The sequence below is a fragment of the Streptomyces globisporus genome, assembly GCF_003501885.1.
Taxonomy (GTDB): Bacteria; Actinomycetota; Actinomycetes; order Streptomycetales; family Streptomycetaceae; genus Streptomyces; species Streptomyces globisporus_D.
Map to the genome: position 1 here is coordinate 25,159 of NZ_QWFA01000021.1, position 18,454 is coordinate 43,612.

19 protein-coding genes are annotated in these 18,454 nt (G+C 73.1%); 9 read left to right on the plus strand and 10 right to left on the minus strand.

Annotated features, from left to right (window positions below):
* Positions 1–11: 11 nt before the first annotated feature.
* The 6 genes from D3105_RS05890 to D3105_RS05915 all read left to right on the plus strand — a co-directional run bounded on the left by D3105_RS05890 (position 12) and on the right by D3105_RS05915 (position 7,544).
* On the plus strand, positions 12–2,606 hold the full coding sequence (locus D3105_RS05890) for an MXAN_6230/SCO0854 family RING domain-containing protein (RefSeq protein ID WP_118900647.1): 2,595 nt from the start codon (positions 12–14) through the stop codon (positions 2,604–2,606).
* A 105-nt stretch (positions 2,607–2,711) separates the two neighbouring features.
* A complete protein-coding gene (locus D3105_RS05895) occupies positions 2,712–3,743 on the plus strand; it encodes a DEDDh family exonuclease (RefSeq protein WP_118900650.1) in 1,032 nt (343 codons plus the stop codon).
* Positions 3,744–3,806: 63 nt separating this feature from the next.
* A complete protein-coding gene (locus D3105_RS05900; protein ID WP_006123591.1) occupies positions 3,807–4,040 on the plus strand; it encodes a hypothetical protein in 234 nt (77 codons plus the stop codon).
* 78 nt (positions 4,041–4,118) lie between these two features.
* Positions 4,119–4,922: an SURF1 family protein gene (locus tag D3105_RS05905; protein WP_118900652.1), complete on the plus strand. Its 804-nt coding sequence runs from the start codon at positions 4,119–4,121 to the stop codon at positions 4,920–4,922.
* A 68-nt stretch (positions 4,923–4,990) separates the two neighbouring features.
* Positions 4,991–6,784, plus strand: a complete 1,794-nt coding sequence (locus D3105_RS05910; protein ID WP_118900654.1) for a glycoside hydrolase family 15 protein — start codon at positions 4,991–4,993, stop codon at positions 6,782–6,784.
* A 4-nt stretch (positions 6,785–6,788) separates the two neighbouring features.
* A complete protein-coding gene (locus D3105_RS05915) occupies positions 6,789–7,544 on the plus strand; it encodes an SDR family oxidoreductase (RefSeq protein ID WP_088573989.1) in 756 nt (251 codons plus the stop codon).
* A 32-nt stretch (positions 7,545–7,576) separates the two neighbouring features.
* Here D3105_RS05915 and amaP read toward each other — a convergent pair whose 3' ends face one another.
* The 5 genes from amaP to D3105_RS05940 are packed head-to-tail and all read right to left on the minus strand — an operon-like array spanning position 7,577 to position 9,894.
* On the minus strand, positions 7,577–8,155 hold the full coding sequence (gene amaP, locus D3105_RS05920) for an alkaline shock response membrane anchor protein AmaP (protein WP_118900657.1): 579 nt from the start codon (positions 8,153–8,155) through the stop codon (positions 7,577–7,579).
* A gap of 5 nt (positions 8,156–8,160) precedes the next feature.
* Positions 8,161–8,844 (minus strand): DUF6286 domain-containing protein, encoded by a 684-nt coding sequence (locus D3105_RS05925; RefSeq protein ID WP_118900659.1) that lies wholly within the window; start codon positions 8,842–8,844, stop codon positions 8,161–8,163.
* Positions 8,841–9,191 (minus strand): Asp23/Gls24 family envelope stress response protein, encoded by a 351-nt coding sequence (locus tag D3105_RS05930; RefSeq protein WP_030813868.1) that lies wholly within the window; start codon positions 9,189–9,191, stop codon positions 8,841–8,843. The genes D3105_RS05925 and D3105_RS05930 overlap by 4 nt, the downstream gene beginning before the upstream one ends.
* Positions 9,188–9,379, minus strand: a complete 192-nt coding sequence (locus D3105_RS05935; protein WP_006123598.1) for a hypothetical protein — start codon at positions 9,377–9,379, stop codon at positions 9,188–9,190. Before D3105_RS05935 ends, D3105_RS05930 begins: the two co-directional genes overlap by 4 nt.
* A 44-nt stretch (positions 9,380–9,423) precedes the next feature.
* Entirely contained in the window at positions 9,424–9,894 is a 471-nt protein-coding gene (locus D3105_RS05940) for an Asp23/Gls24 family envelope stress response protein (protein WP_118900662.1), read from the minus strand.
* 93 nt (positions 9,895–9,987) lie between these two features.
* Here D3105_RS05940 and D3105_RS05945 point away from each other — a divergent pair, with 93 nt between their 5' ends.
* On the plus strand, positions 9,988–10,815 hold the full coding sequence (locus D3105_RS05945) for a hypothetical protein (protein ID WP_165890968.1): 828 nt from the start codon (positions 9,988–9,990) through the stop codon (positions 10,813–10,815).
* 109 nt (positions 10,816–10,924) lie between these two features.
* Here the strand turns inward: D3105_RS05945 and D3105_RS05950 are convergent, their stop codons facing one another.
* From D3105_RS05950 to D3105_RS05960, 3 genes are all read right to left on the minus strand, one after another.
* Positions 10,925–11,716 carry an enoyl-CoA hydratase/isomerase family protein gene (locus tag D3105_RS05950; protein ID WP_030713497.1) on the minus strand — a complete coding sequence of 264 codons (792 nt, stop codon included), beginning with the start codon at positions 11,714–11,716 and terminating at the stop codon, positions 10,925–10,927.
* A gap of 144 nt (positions 11,717–11,860) precedes the next feature.
* Positions 11,861–12,082 carry a helix-turn-helix domain-containing protein gene (locus D3105_RS05955; protein ID WP_006123601.1) on the minus strand — a complete coding sequence of 74 codons (222 nt, stop codon included), beginning with the start codon at positions 12,080–12,082 and terminating at the stop codon, positions 11,861–11,863.
* Positions 12,083–12,424: 342 nt separating this feature from the next.
* On the minus strand, positions 12,425–14,023 hold the full coding sequence (locus tag D3105_RS05960) for an ABC-F family ATP-binding cassette domain-containing protein (protein ID WP_032761379.1): 1,599 nt from the start codon (positions 14,021–14,023) through the stop codon (positions 12,425–12,427).
* A gap of 203 nt (positions 14,024–14,226) precedes the next feature.
* On the opposite strand from D3105_RS05960, the gene ypfJ reads away from it, so the two are divergent.
* Positions 14,227–15,117: a KPN_02809 family neutral zinc metallopeptidase gene (ypfJ, locus tag D3105_RS05965; RefSeq protein ID WP_118900666.1), complete on the plus strand. Its 891-nt coding sequence runs from the start codon at positions 14,227–14,229 to the stop codon at positions 15,115–15,117.
* Between the two features lie 131 nt (positions 15,118–15,248).
* Complete coding sequence (locus tag D3105_RS05970) at positions 15,249–15,662, plus strand: VOC family protein (RefSeq protein WP_118900668.1); 414 nt, start codon at positions 15,249–15,251, stop codon at positions 15,660–15,662.
* Positions 15,663–15,699: 37 nt separating this feature from the next.
* Here the strand turns inward: D3105_RS05970 and D3105_RS05975 are convergent, their stop codons facing one another.
* Both D3105_RS05975 and D3105_RS05980 read right to left on the minus strand, forming a co-directional pair.
* Positions 15,700–17,040 (minus strand): hypothetical protein, encoded by a 1,341-nt coding sequence (locus D3105_RS05975; protein ID WP_118900670.1) that lies wholly within the window; start codon positions 17,038–17,040, stop codon positions 15,700–15,702.
* Between the two features lie 184 nt (positions 17,041–17,224).
* The gene (locus tag D3105_RS05980; protein WP_118900672.1) at positions 17,225–18,352 is read right to left on the minus strand and encodes an alpha/beta hydrolase; all 1,128 of its coding nucleotides are present in this window, start codon (positions 18,350–18,352) and stop codon (positions 17,225–17,227) included.
* Positions 18,353–18,454: the final 102 nt, after the last annotated feature.

Genomic DNA, 18,454 nt, shown 5'->3' on the forward strand with positions numbered 1-18,454 from the left:
CCTGTTTGTCCGTGTCGCCGTCGCTGTCGTCCGTGCTGCTCCGCCGTCTTCGGACGGTGTACGTCGGGGAGGCCGGGCACCGGCCCGGTGATCCGCCGACCACGACCGGGCTGGTGGCCCTGGAGGCCGAGCTCCTGGATCGCGGGTTCGCCCTCACTCCGGCTCTGCACGCGGCCCTCGCGTGGCTCGGGCCCGCCGGACTGGCCGACGCGGGGAAGCGGCTGGTGGGGCACATCGACGCCGAGCTCGGCGCGGACCGTACGCACATGCCGCTCTTCCGCAGCTTCCCGGCCTCGGTGCCGGACGAGACGCTCCAGCTGTACGTGGACCGGGTGTTCACCCTGCTGCTCCAGTGGCCGCACCAGCCGTGCGTGCTCTGTTCCACGGTCGGCAGCGTGCACCCGGTCGCCCCCTGCGCCCACCTCGTGTGCCGGGAGTGCTGGGACGGCGCCGACTACTCCGGCTGTCCGATCTGCCACCGCCGCACCGCCGACGACGAACCGTTCCTGAGACCCGCGCCGCCGCACCGGCGGGTGGAGACGGCGGCCGGGCCGGTGCAGCCGTTGGCCCTCGGCACCGACGCGGCGGCGGACGCGGTCACGGCGCTGGGGCGGCTGCTCGCACGGCGCACCCCGTTGCCTCCGCAGGACCGGGACGACGTCGTGACGCTGCTGGCCCACACTCCGGCGGGGCTCGGATGGCTGCCGGTGGAGATTCCCGTACGGGAGACGAAGGCGCTGGTCCTGGGCACGCTGCTGCGGGACCGGCGGACCCGGGACGCCGTTCGGGCGGTCCTGCCCGCCCGGCTGACCACCGCCACCGATGTGCTGCGGCTGCTCGCCGTGTGGTCGGGCGGCGGGGCGGACCTGCTGGACACGCCCCGGCACCGGTCCCTGCCGCGCGGGCTGCGACGCGAACTCCTCGCCGTACTCGACGGACTGGACGCCTCCTCCCTGGTCGAGGACGTCCTGCGGCACCCCGAGCGGTGGAAGCGGGCCGCCGAGACGCTGCACCCGAACGAGCAGCACGCCCGCCACCCCCGGGCCGCCCTGGCCTTCGCCGTGCTGCGGGCGACGCATGTGTCCACGGTGTCGGAATCGCTCGCGGCGACCCTGGTGCGAACGGCGGCCGAGAACCCGCTCGCCGTACGGGCGGACGGGGCGCTGTTCAAGGCCAACACCTGGACCGGGCGGGTCGAGCAGGCGTTCGCGGCGCGCGAGAGCGGCACCGTGATCGCCCTCCTCGCCCAGCGCCCGGGCACCCTGCTGCGCCGGCTCGACCAGGTGCTGCGGCTGGAGGGGAACGGGACGCTGCCGGACGCGCTGGCCGGCGTGCTGGAGCACGGGCTCGCCGGTGCGGGGCCGGGTCCGCTGCTGGCCGCGCTGGGGCGGCTGAGGATCCGTGACGTTCCCGGCGGGCGGCGGGTCTTCTTCCCCCGGGGCCAGGTGACGCACTCGTACACCCTCGACGACACCCGTCCCCCGCTGCCGGCCCCGACCGTGGAGCGGGTCTGTGCGCTGCTGGAGCGCGAGGTGCTGCGGCGCCTCTCCACCGCGTCCCGCTTCGATCTGGCGGTGCTCGACGAGGGGCTGGCCGCGCTCGCCGTGCCCTCCGCCGAGAGCGCGGCGGCCAAGGCGCTGGTCGCGGTTCCCCGGGGCAGTACGCAGCCGTTGCCCGGGGGCGAGGTGCTGCGGATGTTCCTGCACTGGATGCAGCCGCCCGCCGAGACCGTCGACCTCGACCTGTCGGTGGCCTTCTTCGACGCCGACTGGACGTACCTCGGGCTCTGCGACTACACGAACCTGGTGTACCGGAACCGGGTGGCCGTGCACTCCGGCGACCTGACCTCCGCGCCCGCGCCGAGGGGCGCCAGCGAGTACGCCGACCTGGACCTGGACGGGCTCACCCGGGCCGGGGTGCGGTTCGCGATGCCGGTGGTGTTCAGCTACAACAACGTGCCCTTCGAGCTGCTGCCCGACGCGTTCGCCGGGTTCATGGCGCTGCCGTCGGTGGACGGGCGCGTCGCGCACTTCGACCCGCGGACCGTCCGCCAGCGTTACGACCTGATCGGCCACTCCCGGGTCCATGTGCCGATGGTGGTGGACGTGGAGCGGCGCACCTTCCTCTGGACCGATCTGCATCTGCCGCCGTCGGAGGGCTACCACAGCGTGAGCCGGCACATCGACGAGCTGGGCCGGGCGGGCAGGGACCTGTACCAGTACTTCTCTGCGGGACGTACGACGCTGTGGGACCTGGCGGTGTGGCACGCGGCGGCCCGGACCGACGAGGTGGCGGTCTCCCGCAGGCGCGGACTGGTGCGCTACCGGCGCGGGGCCGGGGAGGACACGGCCGCCTTCGCCGGCCGGATACGCACGCTCCGCACCCCGGACGCGGAGGAGCCGCACGGTACGGAGTCCGGCGACGGGGACGGGGTCGCCGCGGTGGAGCGGGCGGCGGCCGGGAAGCGGGTGCTGCTCGCGGTGGTGAACGGGGACGCGGCCCCGGAGAAGGTGAGCGGCACGGTCTACCGGTTGCTGCCCGGTCCGGTGGACGGCTGCGGTCTCGACCGGGTGGCCGCGGGCGACCTGGTGGCCGCGCTCGGCTGACCCGAAGGCGGCGGGCGGGAAACGGAGTTGTGAGTTCCGCGATGCCACTCCGGACCCGGCCCACCCGGCCGAATAGGGCACTGTCAGTCGCGGCCCGTATTGTCTGTGACCATGCTCGACGACCGCCAGACAGCCGCACCGTGGCCGACCGCCTACCCCCAGGGGTACGCGGTCGTCGACGTGGAGACCACCGGCCTCGCCCGCGACGACCGGATAATCTCCGCCGCCGTCTACCGGCTGGACGCCCTGGGCAACGTCGAGGACCACTGGTACACGCTGGTCAATCCGGAGCGCGACCCCGGGCCCGTCTGGATCCATGGGCTGACGAGCGATGTGCTCGAAGGGGCTCCGCTCTTTCCCGAGGTGGCCGAGGAGTTGTCCGCGCGGCTCGCGGACCGGGTGCTCGTGGCGCACAACGCGGCGTTCGACTGGTCGATGATCGCCCGGGAGTACGCACGGGCCTCCGTGGTCGCGCCGGTCGAGCACCGGCTGTGCACGATCGCGCTGGCCAAGGAGTTGCGGCTGCCGCTGCCCAACCACAAGCTCGCCTCCCTCGCCGCGCACTTCGGGGTCGTCCAGCAGCAGGCCCACCACGCCCTGGACGACGCCCGGGTGCTGGCCGAGGCGTTCCGGCCGAGTCTGCACGCTGCGGCCCGGGGCGGGGTGCGGCTGCCGTTGCTGGAGTGCCGGCCGCTGACCGAGTGGTCCGACTCCCCCGTCACCCCGCGCGTCGGATATCAGGCCTCGCGGCAGCCGAACAGCTGGCGGCCCTCGCGCAAGCGGCCGGCCTGCCCGTATCCCAATCCGGGGCGGTACGAGAAGGAGAAGCCGCTCCAGCAGGGGATGCGGGTGGCGTTCTCCGGGGACACCTCGGTCGACCGGGAGTTGCTGGAGGACCGGGCGATCGAGGCCGGGCTCCATGTGGCGACCAGCGTGTCGCGGCTGACGAGTCTGCTGGTGACCAACGATCCGGACGCGGCCACCTCCAAGACGCAGAAGGCCAAGTCCTTCGGCACGCCGATCCTGGAGGAGAGCGCCTTCACCCATCTGCTGCGCGATGTGGCCCCCGCCGACGGGGCCGTCCTGCCGCAGCAGGCGTCCCCGCCGCCACCGGAAGCGACCCCGTCATCGGAGTGAACCGGGCACGACTCGCCCCGCAGCCGCTCGCCCGGGAACGCCCGGCGTCCCACCCTGTGGCGCATGGCACGTTGTGAGGTTTGCGGAAACGACTACGGCATGTCCTTCGAGGTGCACGCACAAGGTGCGGTGCACGTCTTCGACTGCTTCTCCTGCGCCATCCACCGCATGGCGCCGATCTGCGAGCACTGCCGGGTCCAGGTGATCGGGCAGGGCGTCGAGGCCGACGGGCACTGGTACTGCGGCGCCCACTGCGCCCGCGCGGAAGGGAAGGCGGGCATCGTGGACAAAGTATGACGGATCACCTCATTGCCGGGCTTGCCCGGCAGCACCCCTGAGTGCCGCACCCCATGACCCCGGTTGTACGGTCATGGGGTGTACCGCTTCCTGTTGACCCGGCAGTGGGTGATCCTCACCCTGCTCGGCCTCGCGCTGATCCCGACGATGATCGAGCTGGGTTTCTGGCAGTTCCACAAGCACGAGCACCGGGTCGAGCAGAACAAGCTGATCTCGCGGAACCTCGACGCGCAGCCGGTCCCCGTCACCGAACTCACCGCCGCCGGGCACACCGTCCCCCGCTCGGACTACTGGCGGACGGTCACCGCGACGGGCACGTTCGACACCGAGCACGAGGTGGTCGTCCGCCGCCGGACCTCGGACGACGACCGCATCGGCGTCCACGTCCTGACCCCGCTGGACCTCAAGGACGGCGGCACGGTGCTGGTCAACCGGGGCTGGGTCCCGGCCGCGCCGAACCAGACCGCCTTCCCCGACGTGCCGCCCGCACCCCGGGGCGAGGTGACCGTCACCGGCCGTCTGAAGGCGGACGAGACGACCGGCAGCAGCGGCATCAAGGACCTCGCGGGGCTGCCGGACCGGCAGGTGATGCTGATCAACAGCGAGCAGCAGTCCCAACTGCTGTCCCGGAAGGTCCTCGGCGGATACATCGAGCAGACCGAGCCCGTGCCGTCGGGTGATCTGCCCGAGCAGATCGCCCGCCCCGACGACGGATCGATCGGCCCGCACATGGCCTACGCCGTCCAGTGGTGGCTGTTCGTCGCTGCCGTCCCGGTCGGCTGGATCATTCTCGTACGCCGGGAGAGGCGCGACCGCGAGGAGGCCGCGGCCGGGAACGCGACGGCCGACGCCCCCGAGCAGCCCGAACCGGCGAGCGCCTGAGACGCGGTCCACATCCTTCGGGCCATAACGGCTGGTTGACAACGGCCCGGTTCGGGAAAACGCCAGGCGTGACCCCACGCATCGAGGACTACGCCCTGATCGGCGATCTCCAGACCGCCGCGCTCGTCGGCAGGAACGGTTCCGTCGACTGGCTCTGCCTGCCCCGCTTCGATTCCGGCGCCTGCTTCGCCGCCCTGCTGGGCACCGAGGAGAACGGCCACTGGCGCGTCGCGCCCAAGGGAGCGGGCCCCTCGGACACCTGCACCCGGCGCGCCTATGTGAAGGACTCCCTGGTCCTGGAGACGTACTGGGAGACGCGGACCGGCACGGTGAAGGTCATCGACTTCATGCCGCAGCGCGACAAGGCCCCGGACCTGATGCGGATCGTCGAGGGCGTCAGCGGCACCGTCGACATGAGTTCGGTGCTGCGGCTGCGCTTCGACTTCGGGTCCGTGGTGCCCTGGGTGCGCGAGTCCCACGGCCACCGGGTCGCCGTCGCGGGGCCCGACTCCGTGTGGCTGCGCAGCGAGCCGCCGGTCAAGACGTGGGGCCAGCAGTTCAGCACCTGCTCCTCGTTCACCGTCGCCGAGGGCGAGAGCGTGGCGTTCGTGCTGACCTGGCACCCCTCGCACTCGCCGCGCCCGAAGCTGATCGACCCGCACAAGGCGCTCAGGCACACGCTGCACGACTGGGCGAAATGGACCGCGCGGTGCACGTACGAGGGGCCGTACCGCGACGCGGTGCTGCGTTCGCTGATCACCCTGAAGGCACTGACGTACGCCCCGACCGGCGGCATCGTGGCGGCCCCCACCACCTCGTTGCCGGAGGAGATCGGCGGCGTACGGAACTGGGACTACCGCTTCTGCTGGCTGCGGGACGCCACGCTGACCCTCGGGGCGATGGTCTCGGCCGGCTATCTGGCGGAGGCGGAGGCCTGGCGGGACTGGCTGCTGCGGGCCGTCGCCGGGGACCCGGCCGACCTCCAGATCATGTACGGGCTGGCGGGCGAGCGCCGGCTCCCCGAGGTGGAGCTGCCCTGGCTGGCCGGGTACGACCACTCCCGTCCGGTGCGGACCGGTAACGCGGCCGTGCGTCAGCGTCAGCTCGATGTGTACGGCGAGGTCATCGACGCGCTCCGCCTGGCCCGCGTCGCCGGACTCGACGACAAGCCGCACGCCTGGAACCTCCAGCTCAGTTTGCTCGGCTTCCTGGAGTCGACCTGGCGCGAGCCGGACGAGGGGCTGTGGGAGATCCGGGGCGCGCGGCGGCACTTCGTGCACTCCAAGGTGATGGCCTGGGTCGCCGCCGACCGGGCGGTGCGCTCGCTGGAGGAGAACCCGGAGCTGCCCGGCGACGCCGACCGGTGGCGGGCGATGCGGGACGCCGTGCACGCCGAGGTCTGCGAGAAGGGGTACGACCCCGAGCGAAACACCTTCACCCAGTCCTACGGGTCACGGGAGCTGGACGCCGCGACGCTGCTCATCGTGCGGACCGGGTTCCTGCCGCCGGACGACCCTCGGGTGATCGGCACGGTCGACGCGGTCCGCGACGAGCTGGGCAGCGACGGGCTGGTCCGCCGCTACAGCACCGAGGGCGCCTCCGTGGACGGACTGCCCGGCGACGAGGGGGCCTTCCTCGCCTGCTCGTTCTGGCTGGTGGACGCGTTGCAGCGGATCGGCAGGCCGGACGAGGCGCGGGAGCTGTTCGAGCATCTGCTGGAGCTGCGCAACGACATGGGGCTGCTGGCGGAGGAGTACGACGTGGCGGCGGGGCGGCAGCTCGGCAACTTCCCGCAGGCCTTCAGCCATATCGGACTGGTGAACTCCGCTGTCGACCTGGCCGGGGACGACCCGGCAGGATAGGGCCATGGATCTTGGATTGAAGGACCGCGTCTACATCGTCACCGGAGCGACCCGGGGCCTCGGCAACGCCACGGCCCGGGCGCTGGCCGCCGACGGAGCGAAGGTGATCATCACCGGCCGGGACGAGAAGTCCGTCGAGGAGGCCGCCGCCGAGCTGGGCGGGGACGTGCTGGGGCTCGCCGCCGACAACGCCGACCCGAGCGCCGCCCAGCGCCTGGTGGACACGGCGAGGGAACGTTTCGGGCGGCTCGACGGCATCCTCGTCAGCGTCGGCGGACCCGCCCCCGGCTTCCTCGCGGACAACACGGACGACCAGTGGCAGACGGCGTTCGAGACGGTGTTCCTGGGGGCGGTACGGCTGGCCCGGACGGCGGCGGCCGCGCTCGGCGAGGGCGGTGTGATCGGCTTCGTGCTCTCCGGGTCGGTCCATGAGCCGATCGCGGGGCTGACCATCTCGAACGGGCTGCGTCCCGGTCTCGCCGGATTCGCCAAATCGCTCGCCGACGAGCTGGGCCCGCGCGGCATCCGGGTGGTGGGCGTGCTGCCCGCCCGGATCGACACCGACCGGGTCCGTGAGCTGGACGCGCTGTCCGGCGACGCGGAGGCCGCCCGCACCGCGAACGAGGCGCGGATCCCGCTGCGGCGCTACGGGACGCCGGAGGAGTTCGGGAAGACCGCGGCCTTCCTGCTCTCCCCCGCCGCCTCGTATCTCACGGGCATCATGGTCCCGGTCGACGGCGGGTTCCGGCACGGCTTCTGAGCCCCGCCGCCCGCCCGTACGCCCATGGGCCGTCAGGACACCCGTTCCGCACGGTGCTTGACGGCCTTGAGGCGCACCTCGGCGGGGAGCTCGTCCAGTCCGGCCGAATCGCGTGCGTGCGCCAGCGCCCCGTCGGCGAGGGCCTTCAGCGTCCCGAGCGGCGCGGCGTGCGGCTCCATCAGCAGCCGGAGCCGGGACCGGGGCGCGGTACGGCGGCCGGTCAGCATCGCCTGGGCGCGGGCCACTCCGTCCAGTTCGCCCGCCTCCGCGGCGAGCACACCTTCCAGGGCCCGGCCCCGCAGCTGGGCCCCTTCGCCGTCGCCGCTGTCCACCAGGACCTCGGTGAGCCGGCCGCGGCGGAACTGGGCGAAGAACCACCACAGGGCGAGGACCACGAGGACGGCGAGGACGGCGATCACGGTCGGCCACCACCAGCCCTCGTCGCGCCAGCGGTGCCGGTCGGCCACGCTGAGCAGGACATCGCTCTTGCCGTCCCAGGGTGACCAGGACGGTACGGACGCGCCGAGGCCGATGGCGAGCACGGCTCCGCCGACGGCGACGAGCACCAGCCCGGCCAGGGCCAGCAGGACCCGGTTGACGGTGGAGCGCATGCGGCTCATCCCTTCTTCGCCGGTCGGTGCACCTGGACGGAGAGGGCCGGCTGTTTGGCCAGGCCCAGTTCCCGGACGGCGTTCTCCAGCGCGGCGTCCAGGTCGGTCCGCACGTCGTCGAGTTCCCGGAAGTGCGAGAGCGCCCGCACCTTCGCCTTCCGCCGTCCCATCCTGACCCGTACGGACTGCACGCCGGAGACCTCGACGGCCCGGTCGCGCAGCACGAGGGCCGCGGCGGTGCGGTCGAGTCCGGCCCGGACGTCGGCGCGGTCGCGGCGCATCGGCAGCAGATCACGCAGCCCGGGGGTGAGCGCCAGCAGGATCAACCAGAGGCCGATCGCCGCGGCCACCCCGGCTCCGATGAGCACGGAGGTGTCGTCCAGGCGCTGTTCGGCCAGGCCGTCGGCGAGGGAGCGCCGCCACTGCATGGCCGGGTGATCGGCCCGTACGGCGGCGATGTCGTAGAGGAGCAGTCCGGCCGCGCCGAGGAGCACGAGGGCCAGCAGGGTGGCCGGGACCCGGCGGGCGGACCAGAAGCGGCCGGCCCGGCCGTCGCCCTGTTCCAGGGTGGGGACCGGTTCGCGGGCGTCGCCGGGCGCGTCCGGGGCGGGGGTGCGCGCGTCGTCGTCGCCAGGTTCCACGGTGGGCATCCGCCGGGTGGAGCCGGTCGGTTCGCCGGGTTCGGTCATCGGATCCTCCCGTGTGCGGCGTTCGCTCCGGCGGGATGCAGCCGTTCGACCTGGACGGCCACTTCGGGCACCTCCATGCCGGCCAGCGCCTTGACCCGCTGGGCGACCCGGCGGCGTACGGCACCGCACTGGCGGCCGATGTCGCTGGGGTAGCCGAGTTCCAGGCTGACCCGGACCCGGGCGGCGTCACGGTGCACGGTGACCGTGGCACGCGGCGACGCCCCGTCCGCGGGCGGTTCCTCGACCGCTTCCTTCGCCGCCTGGGCGGCGATCTTGGCGACGACACGGTCGGCGATCCGGGTCTCGCCCCGTTCGGCGGCGGCGACCCGGCCGGTCACCGCCGTCACCGTCGCCGGTCGCCGCGCTCGCGACTCCGGAAGAAGTCGCCGGGCTCCAGGTCACCGTCCAGGAAGCGGCCGGCGATGAAGCCGATCGCGCCCAGCGCGGCCACCAGTACGAAGGCTCCGAAACCGCCGAAGTATCCGGCGAATCCGAGCGCCATGCCGGCCAGCAGACCGGCGACAGCCATGCTCATCGTGTCTCTCTCCTCAACTGCCGTGCGACGGAGGTGCGGAAGGGCTACTGAACTCGCTGGTCGCTCTCGTCCTCGTCGTCGTCCTCGTCGGGCAGCTTGACGTCGCTGACCGCGATGTTGACCTCGACGACTTCGAGACCGGTCATGCGCTCCACCGCGGCCACGACGTTCTCGCGGACGTCGCGGGCCACGTCGGCGATGGCCACGCCGTAGTCGACGACGATCTCCAGGTCGAGGGCCGCCTGGGACTCGCCGACCTCCGCCTTGACACCGCGGGTGACGGACTTGCCGCCGCCGGGGACCCGGTCGCGAACCGCGCCGAACGTCCGCGACAGGCCGCTGCCCATGGCGTGGACGCCGGCGACGTCGCGTGCCGCCATCCCGGCGATCTTCTCGACGACGCCGTCGGCGATCGTGGTACGGCCCCGGGTACCGGGGTCACCGCCGCCGCGCTTGCCGAGGGACTTGTCGCCCGAACCGCCGGTGGGGTTGTTGCGCTGGGAACTCTCAGTCATCGCCGCTCTTCCCTTCGGGACAGGGTTGGACTTCCTTGCCCACGTTAAGTGCGCTTTCCGCATCTCGCGCCGTGGATGCGGCAGTCTGGGGCGATGACGACGGCGCAGGGCCCGCGGAGGGCCGACGGATGGACCGCTGGGGTACGGGAACGGCTGGGTCTGGGCCGGCTGCTGCCGCTGGGCGGTCCGGCGGACGGCGTGTGGATCGCGGAGAGGGCTGCCGCGTCGGTGCTGCGCGGGGCGGCGGCCGGCCCCGGGGCGGTGCTCGGGGAGCTGCGGATCGGCCTGGCGGAGGAGGCGGTCCCGGTGGAGGGCACGGTGGAGGGTGATCCGGTGGCCGGCGCGAGGGGCGGGAGTGGCCCCGCCGGTGCGCGGGCCTCTGCGGACCCGGGAGGCCCGGCGTCGCCCCCGGCTCCGCCGAGCGCGCTGCCGCCGGGGCCGCTGCGGATCGAGGCGGAGTTCTCGGCGGCCCCGGACCGGCCGCTGCCGGACACCGCGGCGGCCCTGCGCGCGGCGCTCCTGACGGCCGCCGCGGCCCGGCTGGGCCTGGAGATCGCCGAGGTGGACCTGACGGTGACGGCGTTGCTGGAGGACGGTGCGTCCGATCAGGTGACCGTGGACCAGGCCGCGCCGGCGGCCCGGGGCGCGGAGCCGGAGGGTCCGGTGGCGAAGGCGGCCGCCGGGGCGCCGGGCGTCGTCTCGCTGACCCGGGTCCTGGGCAGCCCCGTGCACACCGCGCGGGACCATGTACGGGTCGAGGTGGCGACGGCCGGGGACCACCGGGCGCTGGATGTCGCCCGGTCGGTGCGTACGGCGGTGGCGGCGGCCACGGAGGAACGGCTGCCGGTGTCGGTGCTGGTCACGGACGTGGTGGGGCGGGGCCGGGCTGCGGCGGCGGAGCCCGGCCCGGCCGACGTGTGACGGGCTCCGGCGACGGAGTACGGCCGGGCCCGGCCGCTGGTGACGGCTCGGCGGCCGGGTCCGGCCGGGACAGCATGCGACGGCCGCCGCTCGCGCCCGCGGTGGGGCGTCAGTCGGTGATGCCCGCCAGGTCGCGGAGCCGGCGGCCCTGGGCGGCCCGCTCGGCGACGCGCTGCTGTTCGTAGTCGCGGGAGAGCGCGCCGGCGAGGAGGGCCTTCGTCTCGACGACGGCGTCGCGGGGTGCCGCCAGCAGGGCGCCGGCGAGGTCGCGGGCCGCCGCGTCGAGCTGGTCGGCGGGGACCACGAGGTTGGCGAGGCCGGTGCGCTCGGCCTCCTCCGCGTGGACGAAGCGGCCCGTGGCGCAGATTTCGAGCGCACGGGCGTACCCCACGAGGTTCACCAGGGGGTGGGTGCCCGTGAGGTCGGGGACGAGACCGAGGCTGGTCTCGCGCATCGCGAACTGCACGTCCTCGGCGACGATCCGCAGATCGCAGGCGAGGGCGAGCTGGAAGCCGGCACCGATGGCGTGGCCCTGGACCGTCGCGATCGACACGAGGTCGTTGCGGCGCCACCAGGTGAACGCCTCCTGGTACTCGGCGATGGTCGCGTCGAGCTCGGCCTCCGGGCCGCGCGCCATGTCGAGGAACGACGGCTCGCCGTCGAAGCCTTCGGGAGTGAAGGCCTGCCGGTCGAGGCCCGCGGAGAAGGACTTGCCCTCGCCGCGGAGCACCACGACCCGCACCGTGCCGGGCAGCGCCCGTCCGGCCTCGGTCAACGCCCGCCACAGAGCGGGAGACTGAGCGTTGCGCTTGGCCGGGTTGGTGAGCGTCACCGTGGCGACGGCATCGTCGACGGTGAGCCGTACGCCGTCCTTGTCGAGCACAGTGTCGAGCGAGGTCATGGGGCGCCTCCGGATGGGGTGCAGTCAGCACTCGGTAGTAAGTGACTGAACAGTAACCACCCGGGCGACCTTGCGGTCAGCCGGGTGGCCACCCCGAAATCCGTCGGTCCCGAATGACGCCGACGACGCCGAAATTCTGAGGCCTCAGGCCGAAGCGGCCTTCTTGCCCCGTGTCGCGCCGCCGCGTCCCCGCAGCGTCACCCCGGACTCGCTGAGCATCCGGTGGACGAACCCGTAGGAGCGGCCGGTTTCCTCGGCCAGCGCCCTGATGCTCGCACCGGAGTCGTACTTCTTCTTCAGGTCTGCCGCGAGCTTGTCACGCGCGGCGCCGGTAACCCGGCTGCCCTTCTTCAGAGTCTCGGCCACCCGTGCCTCCTCATGCGAAGTGCGCTCTGGACTTCTCATGATCACCCCTCCCGCGCTTCCTGGCCACCCATTCGGCAAGGTCGGTGCGAGCGGTTTCCTTGACGAGAGGCGCGTCGACACGAGCGGAATCCCTGATTCCTGCGGGCGCACGAGGGCGCACGGCCCTCACCGTCCGGAGAACCGGCAGGTCAGGGCCGTACGGGGAGGATCACCCGGAAAAGGGGCGCGCGACGCGTGAGCGCCGGGCGCACCACCGGAGTACGAGACGCTCTCACGCAGATGACGGATCACGCGTAGGCCGAATGATCTATCCCCGGTGGATCGGGCAGGGGCGCGGGCGGATCAGGCGAGGGCGACGAGGTCGCGGTAGTCCGCTCCCCAGAGGTCCTCGACACCGTCCGGGAGCAGGATGATCCGCTCCGGCTGGAGCGCCTCGACGGCGCCCTCGTCGTGGGTGACGAGGACGACGGCGCCCTTGTAGGTGCGCAGCGCGCCGAGGATCTCCTCGCGGCTCGCGGGGTCGAGGTTGTTCGTCGGCTCGTCGAGCAGGAGCACGTTGGCGGAGGAGACGACCAGGGTCGCGAGCGCGAGCCGGGTCTTCTCGCCGCCGGAGAGGACGCCGGCGGGCTTGTCGACGTCGTCGCCGGAGAAGAGGAAGGAGCCGAGCGTCTTGCGGACCTCGACGAGGTCGAGGTCGGGGGCGGCGGAGCGCATGTTCTCCAGGACCGTGCGCTCCGGGTCGAGGGTCTCGTGCTCCTGGGCGTAGTAGCCGAGCTTGAGGCCGTGGCCCTGGATGATCTCGCCGGTGTCGGGCTTCTCGGCGCCGCCGAGCAGGCGGAGCAGCGTGGTCTTGCCGGCGCCGTTGAGGCCGAGGATGACGACGCGGGAGCCCTTGTCGATGGCAAGGTCGACGTCGGTGAAGATCTCCAGCGAGCCGTACGACTTGGACAGGCCCTCCGCCATCAGCGGGGTCTTGCCACAGGGGGCGGGCTCGGGGAAGCGGAGCTTGGCGACCTTGTCGGAGACCCGGACGGCCTCAAGGCCTGCCAGCAGCCGGTCGGCCCGCTTGGCCATGTTCTGGGCGGCGACGGTCTTGGTGGCCTTGGCGCGCATCTTGTCGGCCTGCGAGTTGAGCGCGGCGGCCTTCTTCTCGGCGTTCTGGCGCTCGCGCTTGCGGCGCTTCTCGTCGGCCTCGCGCTGCTGCTGGTAGAGCTTCCAGCCCATGTTGTAGATGTCGATCTGGGAGCGGTTGGCGTCGAGGTAGAACACCTTGTTGACGACCGTCTCGACCAGTTCGACGTCGTGCGAGATCACGACGAAGCCGCCGCGGTAGGTCTTGAGGTAGTCGCGCAGCCAGACGATGGAGTCGGCGTCGAGGTGGTTGGTCGGCTCGTCCAGGAGCAGGGTGTCGGCGTCCGAGAAGAGGATCCGGGCCAGCTCGACGCGGCGGCGCTGACCGCCGGAGAGGGTGTGCAGGGGCTGGCCGAGGACCCGGTCCGGCAGATTGAGCGCGGCGGCGATGGTGGCGGCCTCGGCCTCGGCGGCGTATCCGCCCTTGGTGAGGAACTCCGTCTCCAGGCGCTCGTACTTCTTCATCGCCTTCTCGCGGGTGGCGCCCTTGCCGTTCGCCATCCGGTCCTCGTTCTCGTGCATCTTGCGCAGGATCTCGTCGAGACCACGGGCGGAGAGGATGCGGTCGCGGGCGAGGACGTCGAGGTCGCCGGTGCGCGGGTCCTGCGGGAGGTAGCCCACCTCGCCGGACTTGGTGATGGTGCCGGCCGCGGGGGCGCCTTCGCCGGCGAGGCACTTGGTGAGGGTGGTCTTGCCCGCTCCGTTGCGGCCGACGAGGCCGATGCGGTCGCCCTTGGCGATACGGAAGGAAGCGGATTCGATGAGGATGCGGGCGCCGGCGCGCAGCTCGATGCCGGAAGCGGTGATCACGGAAAAAACTCCAGGGCAGTCAGGACGGCGGAGGGACGAGGGCGGAGGTCTCTCGACGCCGCTAATGCACAAGGAGGTAGGCCATACGGCCATTCTACTGGCGGTGCGCAACTGCTTTTCCGCGTGCCCGGTGGCACGAACCGTCCGATACTCGGCGCAGGGCGGCACGCTGTCGCCCGCCCGACACCGAGGGTGGTGCGAGCGTGCAGTTCGACGACGACGCCGATCTGGACACCTCCGAGGTCCAGGACGTGCGCGGCAGCCGGATCCCGGGCGGGCGGGCCACCGTGGGCGGGGGAATCGCCGGGGTGATCGCCCTGATCCTGGGTCTGCTCTTCGGCGTCGGACCCGACGAGCTCGGGCTCTCCTCCGACGGCGCGGACCCGGCGGCGACCTCCTCGTCGGCCGGTCAGGTGCAGGAGAGCTGCCTGAAGGGGCAGGACGCGAACAGCCGTGAGGACTGCCGGACGGTGGCGGTGGTCAACAGCGTGCAGGACTTCTGGCGGCTGGAGTTCCAGCGTCGTGACGCCACGTACGCGGGGGCCCGGACGGTCCTGTTCAGCCGGCAGGTGGGCACCGCCTGCGGGGCCGCCACCTCGGCGGTCGGGCCGTTCTACTGCCCCGGCGACCGCAAGGTCTATCTGGACCTCGGGTTCTTCGAGGACCTGCGGACGAAGTTCGGCTCCAGCGGCGGCCCGTTCGCGCAGGCGTACGTGGTGGCGCACGAGTACGGCCACCATGTGCAGAACCTGATGGGCACGCTGGGCCGGTCGCAGGACGGGCGGCAGGGCGAGAACAGCAACGCGGTGAGGGTCGAACTGCAGGCCGACTGCTACGCCGGGGTCTGGGCGCACCACGCCACGACGACGCCGGACGAGTCGACCGGCCGGCCGCTGATCACCGAGCTGACCCGGGCGGACATCCGGGACGGCCTGGACGCGGCGGCGGCGGTGGGCGACGACCGGATCCAGGAGCGGTACCAGGGCCGGGTCACCCCGGAGTCGTGGACGCACGGTTCGGCCGCGCAGCGGCAGCAGTGGTTCTCCACCGGGTTCAGCACGGGCGACATGGAGCGGTGCGACACGTTCGCCTGATCCGGGCCAGCCGGTCCGGGACAGCCAGTGCGGGACAGCCGGTCCGGGACGGCCTGCCGTTGTCAGCGCCTGATGGAAGACTGAGACGCAGATCACATCGGACGGTGCGGACGGCAGGAGAGGTGAGTGTCATGGCGGGCGCGGCGAGCGGGGTTCCGACGATCTACCCGACGATCCTCTACGACGACGCGAGGGCGGCGATCAGGACGCTGACCCAGGGTCTCGGGTTCACCGAGGAGGCGGTGTACGAGGGCGAGAACGGCAGTGTGCTGCATGCCGAGCTGTCCTTGGGCAACGGCAGGGTGATGCTCGGTTCCAAGGGGCGCGAGGGAGTGTTCGCGCGGGCGATGGCGGGCGCGGGCCCGGCGGGGGTGTACGTGGTGGTCGACGAGGTGGACGAGCACTGTGCCCGGGCCAGGGAGTTCGGCGTGGAGATCCTGATGGAGCCGACCGACCAGGACTACGGCTCCCGGGACTACATGGCGCGGGACGCCGAGGGCAATGTGTGGAGCTTCGGGACGTACGCCCCGGGGTCCGCCGGCTGAGCGGGGGCCCGGGGCGCAGGGATCCGGAACGTACGAATCAGGCTCCTCCGGTGTGCACCTGGAAGGCGGCCCGGCGGACCGCTTTGGCCAGGGCCGGGTCCGGGTGGGCCGCGGCCAGGGCGACCAGGACCTGGACGGTGCGGGGGTGGCCGACGGCCCTGACCTCGTCGAGGAGGGCCGGAACGGTGCCCTGGACGGCGGAGTCGAGGTGGCGCACGAGCAGACCGGTCTCGCCGTGGTCGGCGACCGCGGCGGCCGTGTCGACCCAGAGCCAGGTGGCCTCCTCGCGGCTGAGGACGTCCTGGGCGTCGTCCGGGTCGTTGCCCTCGTACTCGGCGAGCCAGAGCAGCGCGTAGGGGCGCAGCGAGGGTTCGGCGAGCACGGCGCGGACCTCGGGTTCGGCGGGGGCGCCGACGACGCGCAGCGCCTCGAAGGCCAGCCCGCGCAGCAGCGCGTCCTCGCCCCGGGCGACGGCGAGCAGTTCGCCGACGGCGCTGCCGACGGTGCGGGCGGCGAGCCAGGCGCGATATTCGTCGCGGGCCGGTCCGGGGGTGAGCCGGGCGCAGCCGAGGAGCATGTCGGCGGCGGACTGTTCGATGTTTCCGGCCGGGCTCTGGGCGGCGACGCAGATCTGTTCCAGCTTGACCCAGACCGCCCAGTTGCCGAGCGGGGTGAGGGTGGCGTGCCCTTTGCCCAGGGTCAGCGCTCCGACGGCGGCCAGGCCCTCCAGGGCCCAGTCGAGCAGCAGGGCGTTGAGGTCGGCGCTCCGGCGGTCTCCGGCGGTGGCGGCGGCCGTCTCCGCCGGGGCGGCGGACGCGGCGGGCGCGGATCCGCCGGGTCCCAGAGGCACTTCGCAGCGCTCCTCGTGGAGTTCGGCGACGCGCTGGCCGAGGAGGTCCAGCAGGGCGGGGACGGTGACGGGGCCCGCGGAGAGCTGGAGGAGGGAGAGCACCTGGGGCACGGCCTCGACGGCTTCGGCGACCGCGCCCGCCTCGATGCCCTCCGGGGCGGCGTGGACGAGCGACCAGGCGTCGAAGAGCGCGACCCAGCCGCGCAGCACGGCGGAGTCGTCCCGGTCCCAGGCGCGCAACCGCCAGCCGGGGCGGGCGGTGTCGCCGTGGAGTTCGACGAGTCCGGCCAGCCGGGCCCGGTCCCAGCCGGCGCGGACCTGCGCCGGGGAGAGCTCCAGGGCGGTGGCCGCCCGTTCGAGGGCGTGGGCCGCGAGCGGGGCGGCGGTGCCGGGCCCCGGGGTGCCGGCCGCCCAGTGGGCGATGCGCACGGCATCGGCGAGCACCGCCCTGGCCTGGCGGGCCAGTTCCGCGCGGGGCGGGGTGCCCTCGGGGGGCCGGGGAGCCGGCCTGGTGCGCCGGGTGGTCACGGCCTTGCGGGCGGTGGCAAGGGGTCGCGGGCGGACAAGTCGCAGCCTGGAGTCGCGCGGAGTACGGGACGTCACGGGAGCAGTCTTGCCCCTGACGGCCCGAAAGCCCAAACGGAAGCCGTTTCACCGGTACGTGAAAGGTTCCCCCGGCGCGGCGGCAAGGGGGAGAGTTCACCCCATCGGCTCACATCAGGGGCGTGAGGAAGCGTCGCAGGGTCTCTTCGTAGCGGGCCGGGCCGGCGTTCCACATCGACGCATGCGGAGCCTGCGGTACGGCGTGCAGACTGACCAGATCCGCGCGGCGGGCGGCGAGTTCGCGGGAGGGGCCCCACGGGGCGATCGTGTCGTCGGGGCCGTGCAGGATCAGGGTCGGGGTGCGCAGGGAGGTCGGTACGGAGGTCTCCAGCACCGGGGTGGCGCCCATCCCGGTGCGGCCCTGGGCGGCGCGGACGGCGAGCGGCAGCAGGGCGGCCGGAACGCCGCGGGCGGCGGCCAGGGCGCGCAGGGTGACCGGCCAGTCCAGCACCGGGGATTCGAGGACGATGCCGCTGATCCGGTCGCGGAGCGGGGATTCGACGGCGGCGTACAGGGCCATGGTGGCGCCGGTGGACCAGCCGTGGACGATCACGTTCCGGGCGCCGTACCGCAGGGCGTAGCGGAGGGCGGCGTCGAGGTCGCGCCACTCGGAGGCGCCGAAGTGGCCGAGGCCGTCGGCGGGGCGGGGGGCTCCGGGGTCGCCCCGGTAGGCGAGGTCGAGCACGGGGAAACGCTGCTGGTGCAGGAACGGCATCAGGTTCATGGGGTGGGCCCGGGTGGCGCCGAGGCCGTGCACGGTGATGATCCAGGTGTCGCGGGGGCCCGGGACGTACCAGGCGGGGAGGGCTCCGAGTTCGCCGGGGATCTCGACCTCCTGGTGGTCGAGGCCGAGGTCGCTGCCGGGGTCGCCGCCGTACAGGGCGGGGGTGAGCCGGACCTTCACGCCCGGTTCGAGGATCCCCTGGCCGACGCTCTCCAGCCTGCGGACGACGGTGTCGGCGCCTTCGGAGGCCCCTTCGACGACGGCTCCGACGACCGCGTGGACCCCGGGTCCGGCGATGCCCCAGGTGCCGGGCCGGAGCGCCGAGAGGGAACGGGTCAGGGTGACCTGCCCGGCCGCGGTGGCGTGCACGGTGAGTCTGCGGTCGGCGGGGAGGGGACGTCCGGGCGTCGCCTTGAGGGCGACGTCGCTGGCGTACCGGCCGGCCGCGACCGCTGCCGCACCGACGCCGAGGATCGAGGTGACGGCCGCTGCCGTCGCGGTTACCGGGCGCACCGCTTCAGTGTCCCGGGGCGGGAGGCGGGCTGCCAGCGGGCGGGGGCCGTCCGGGGCGGATCCGGCCTGGGGCGGCCCCGACGGACCCGCCCCGGTCTCGGC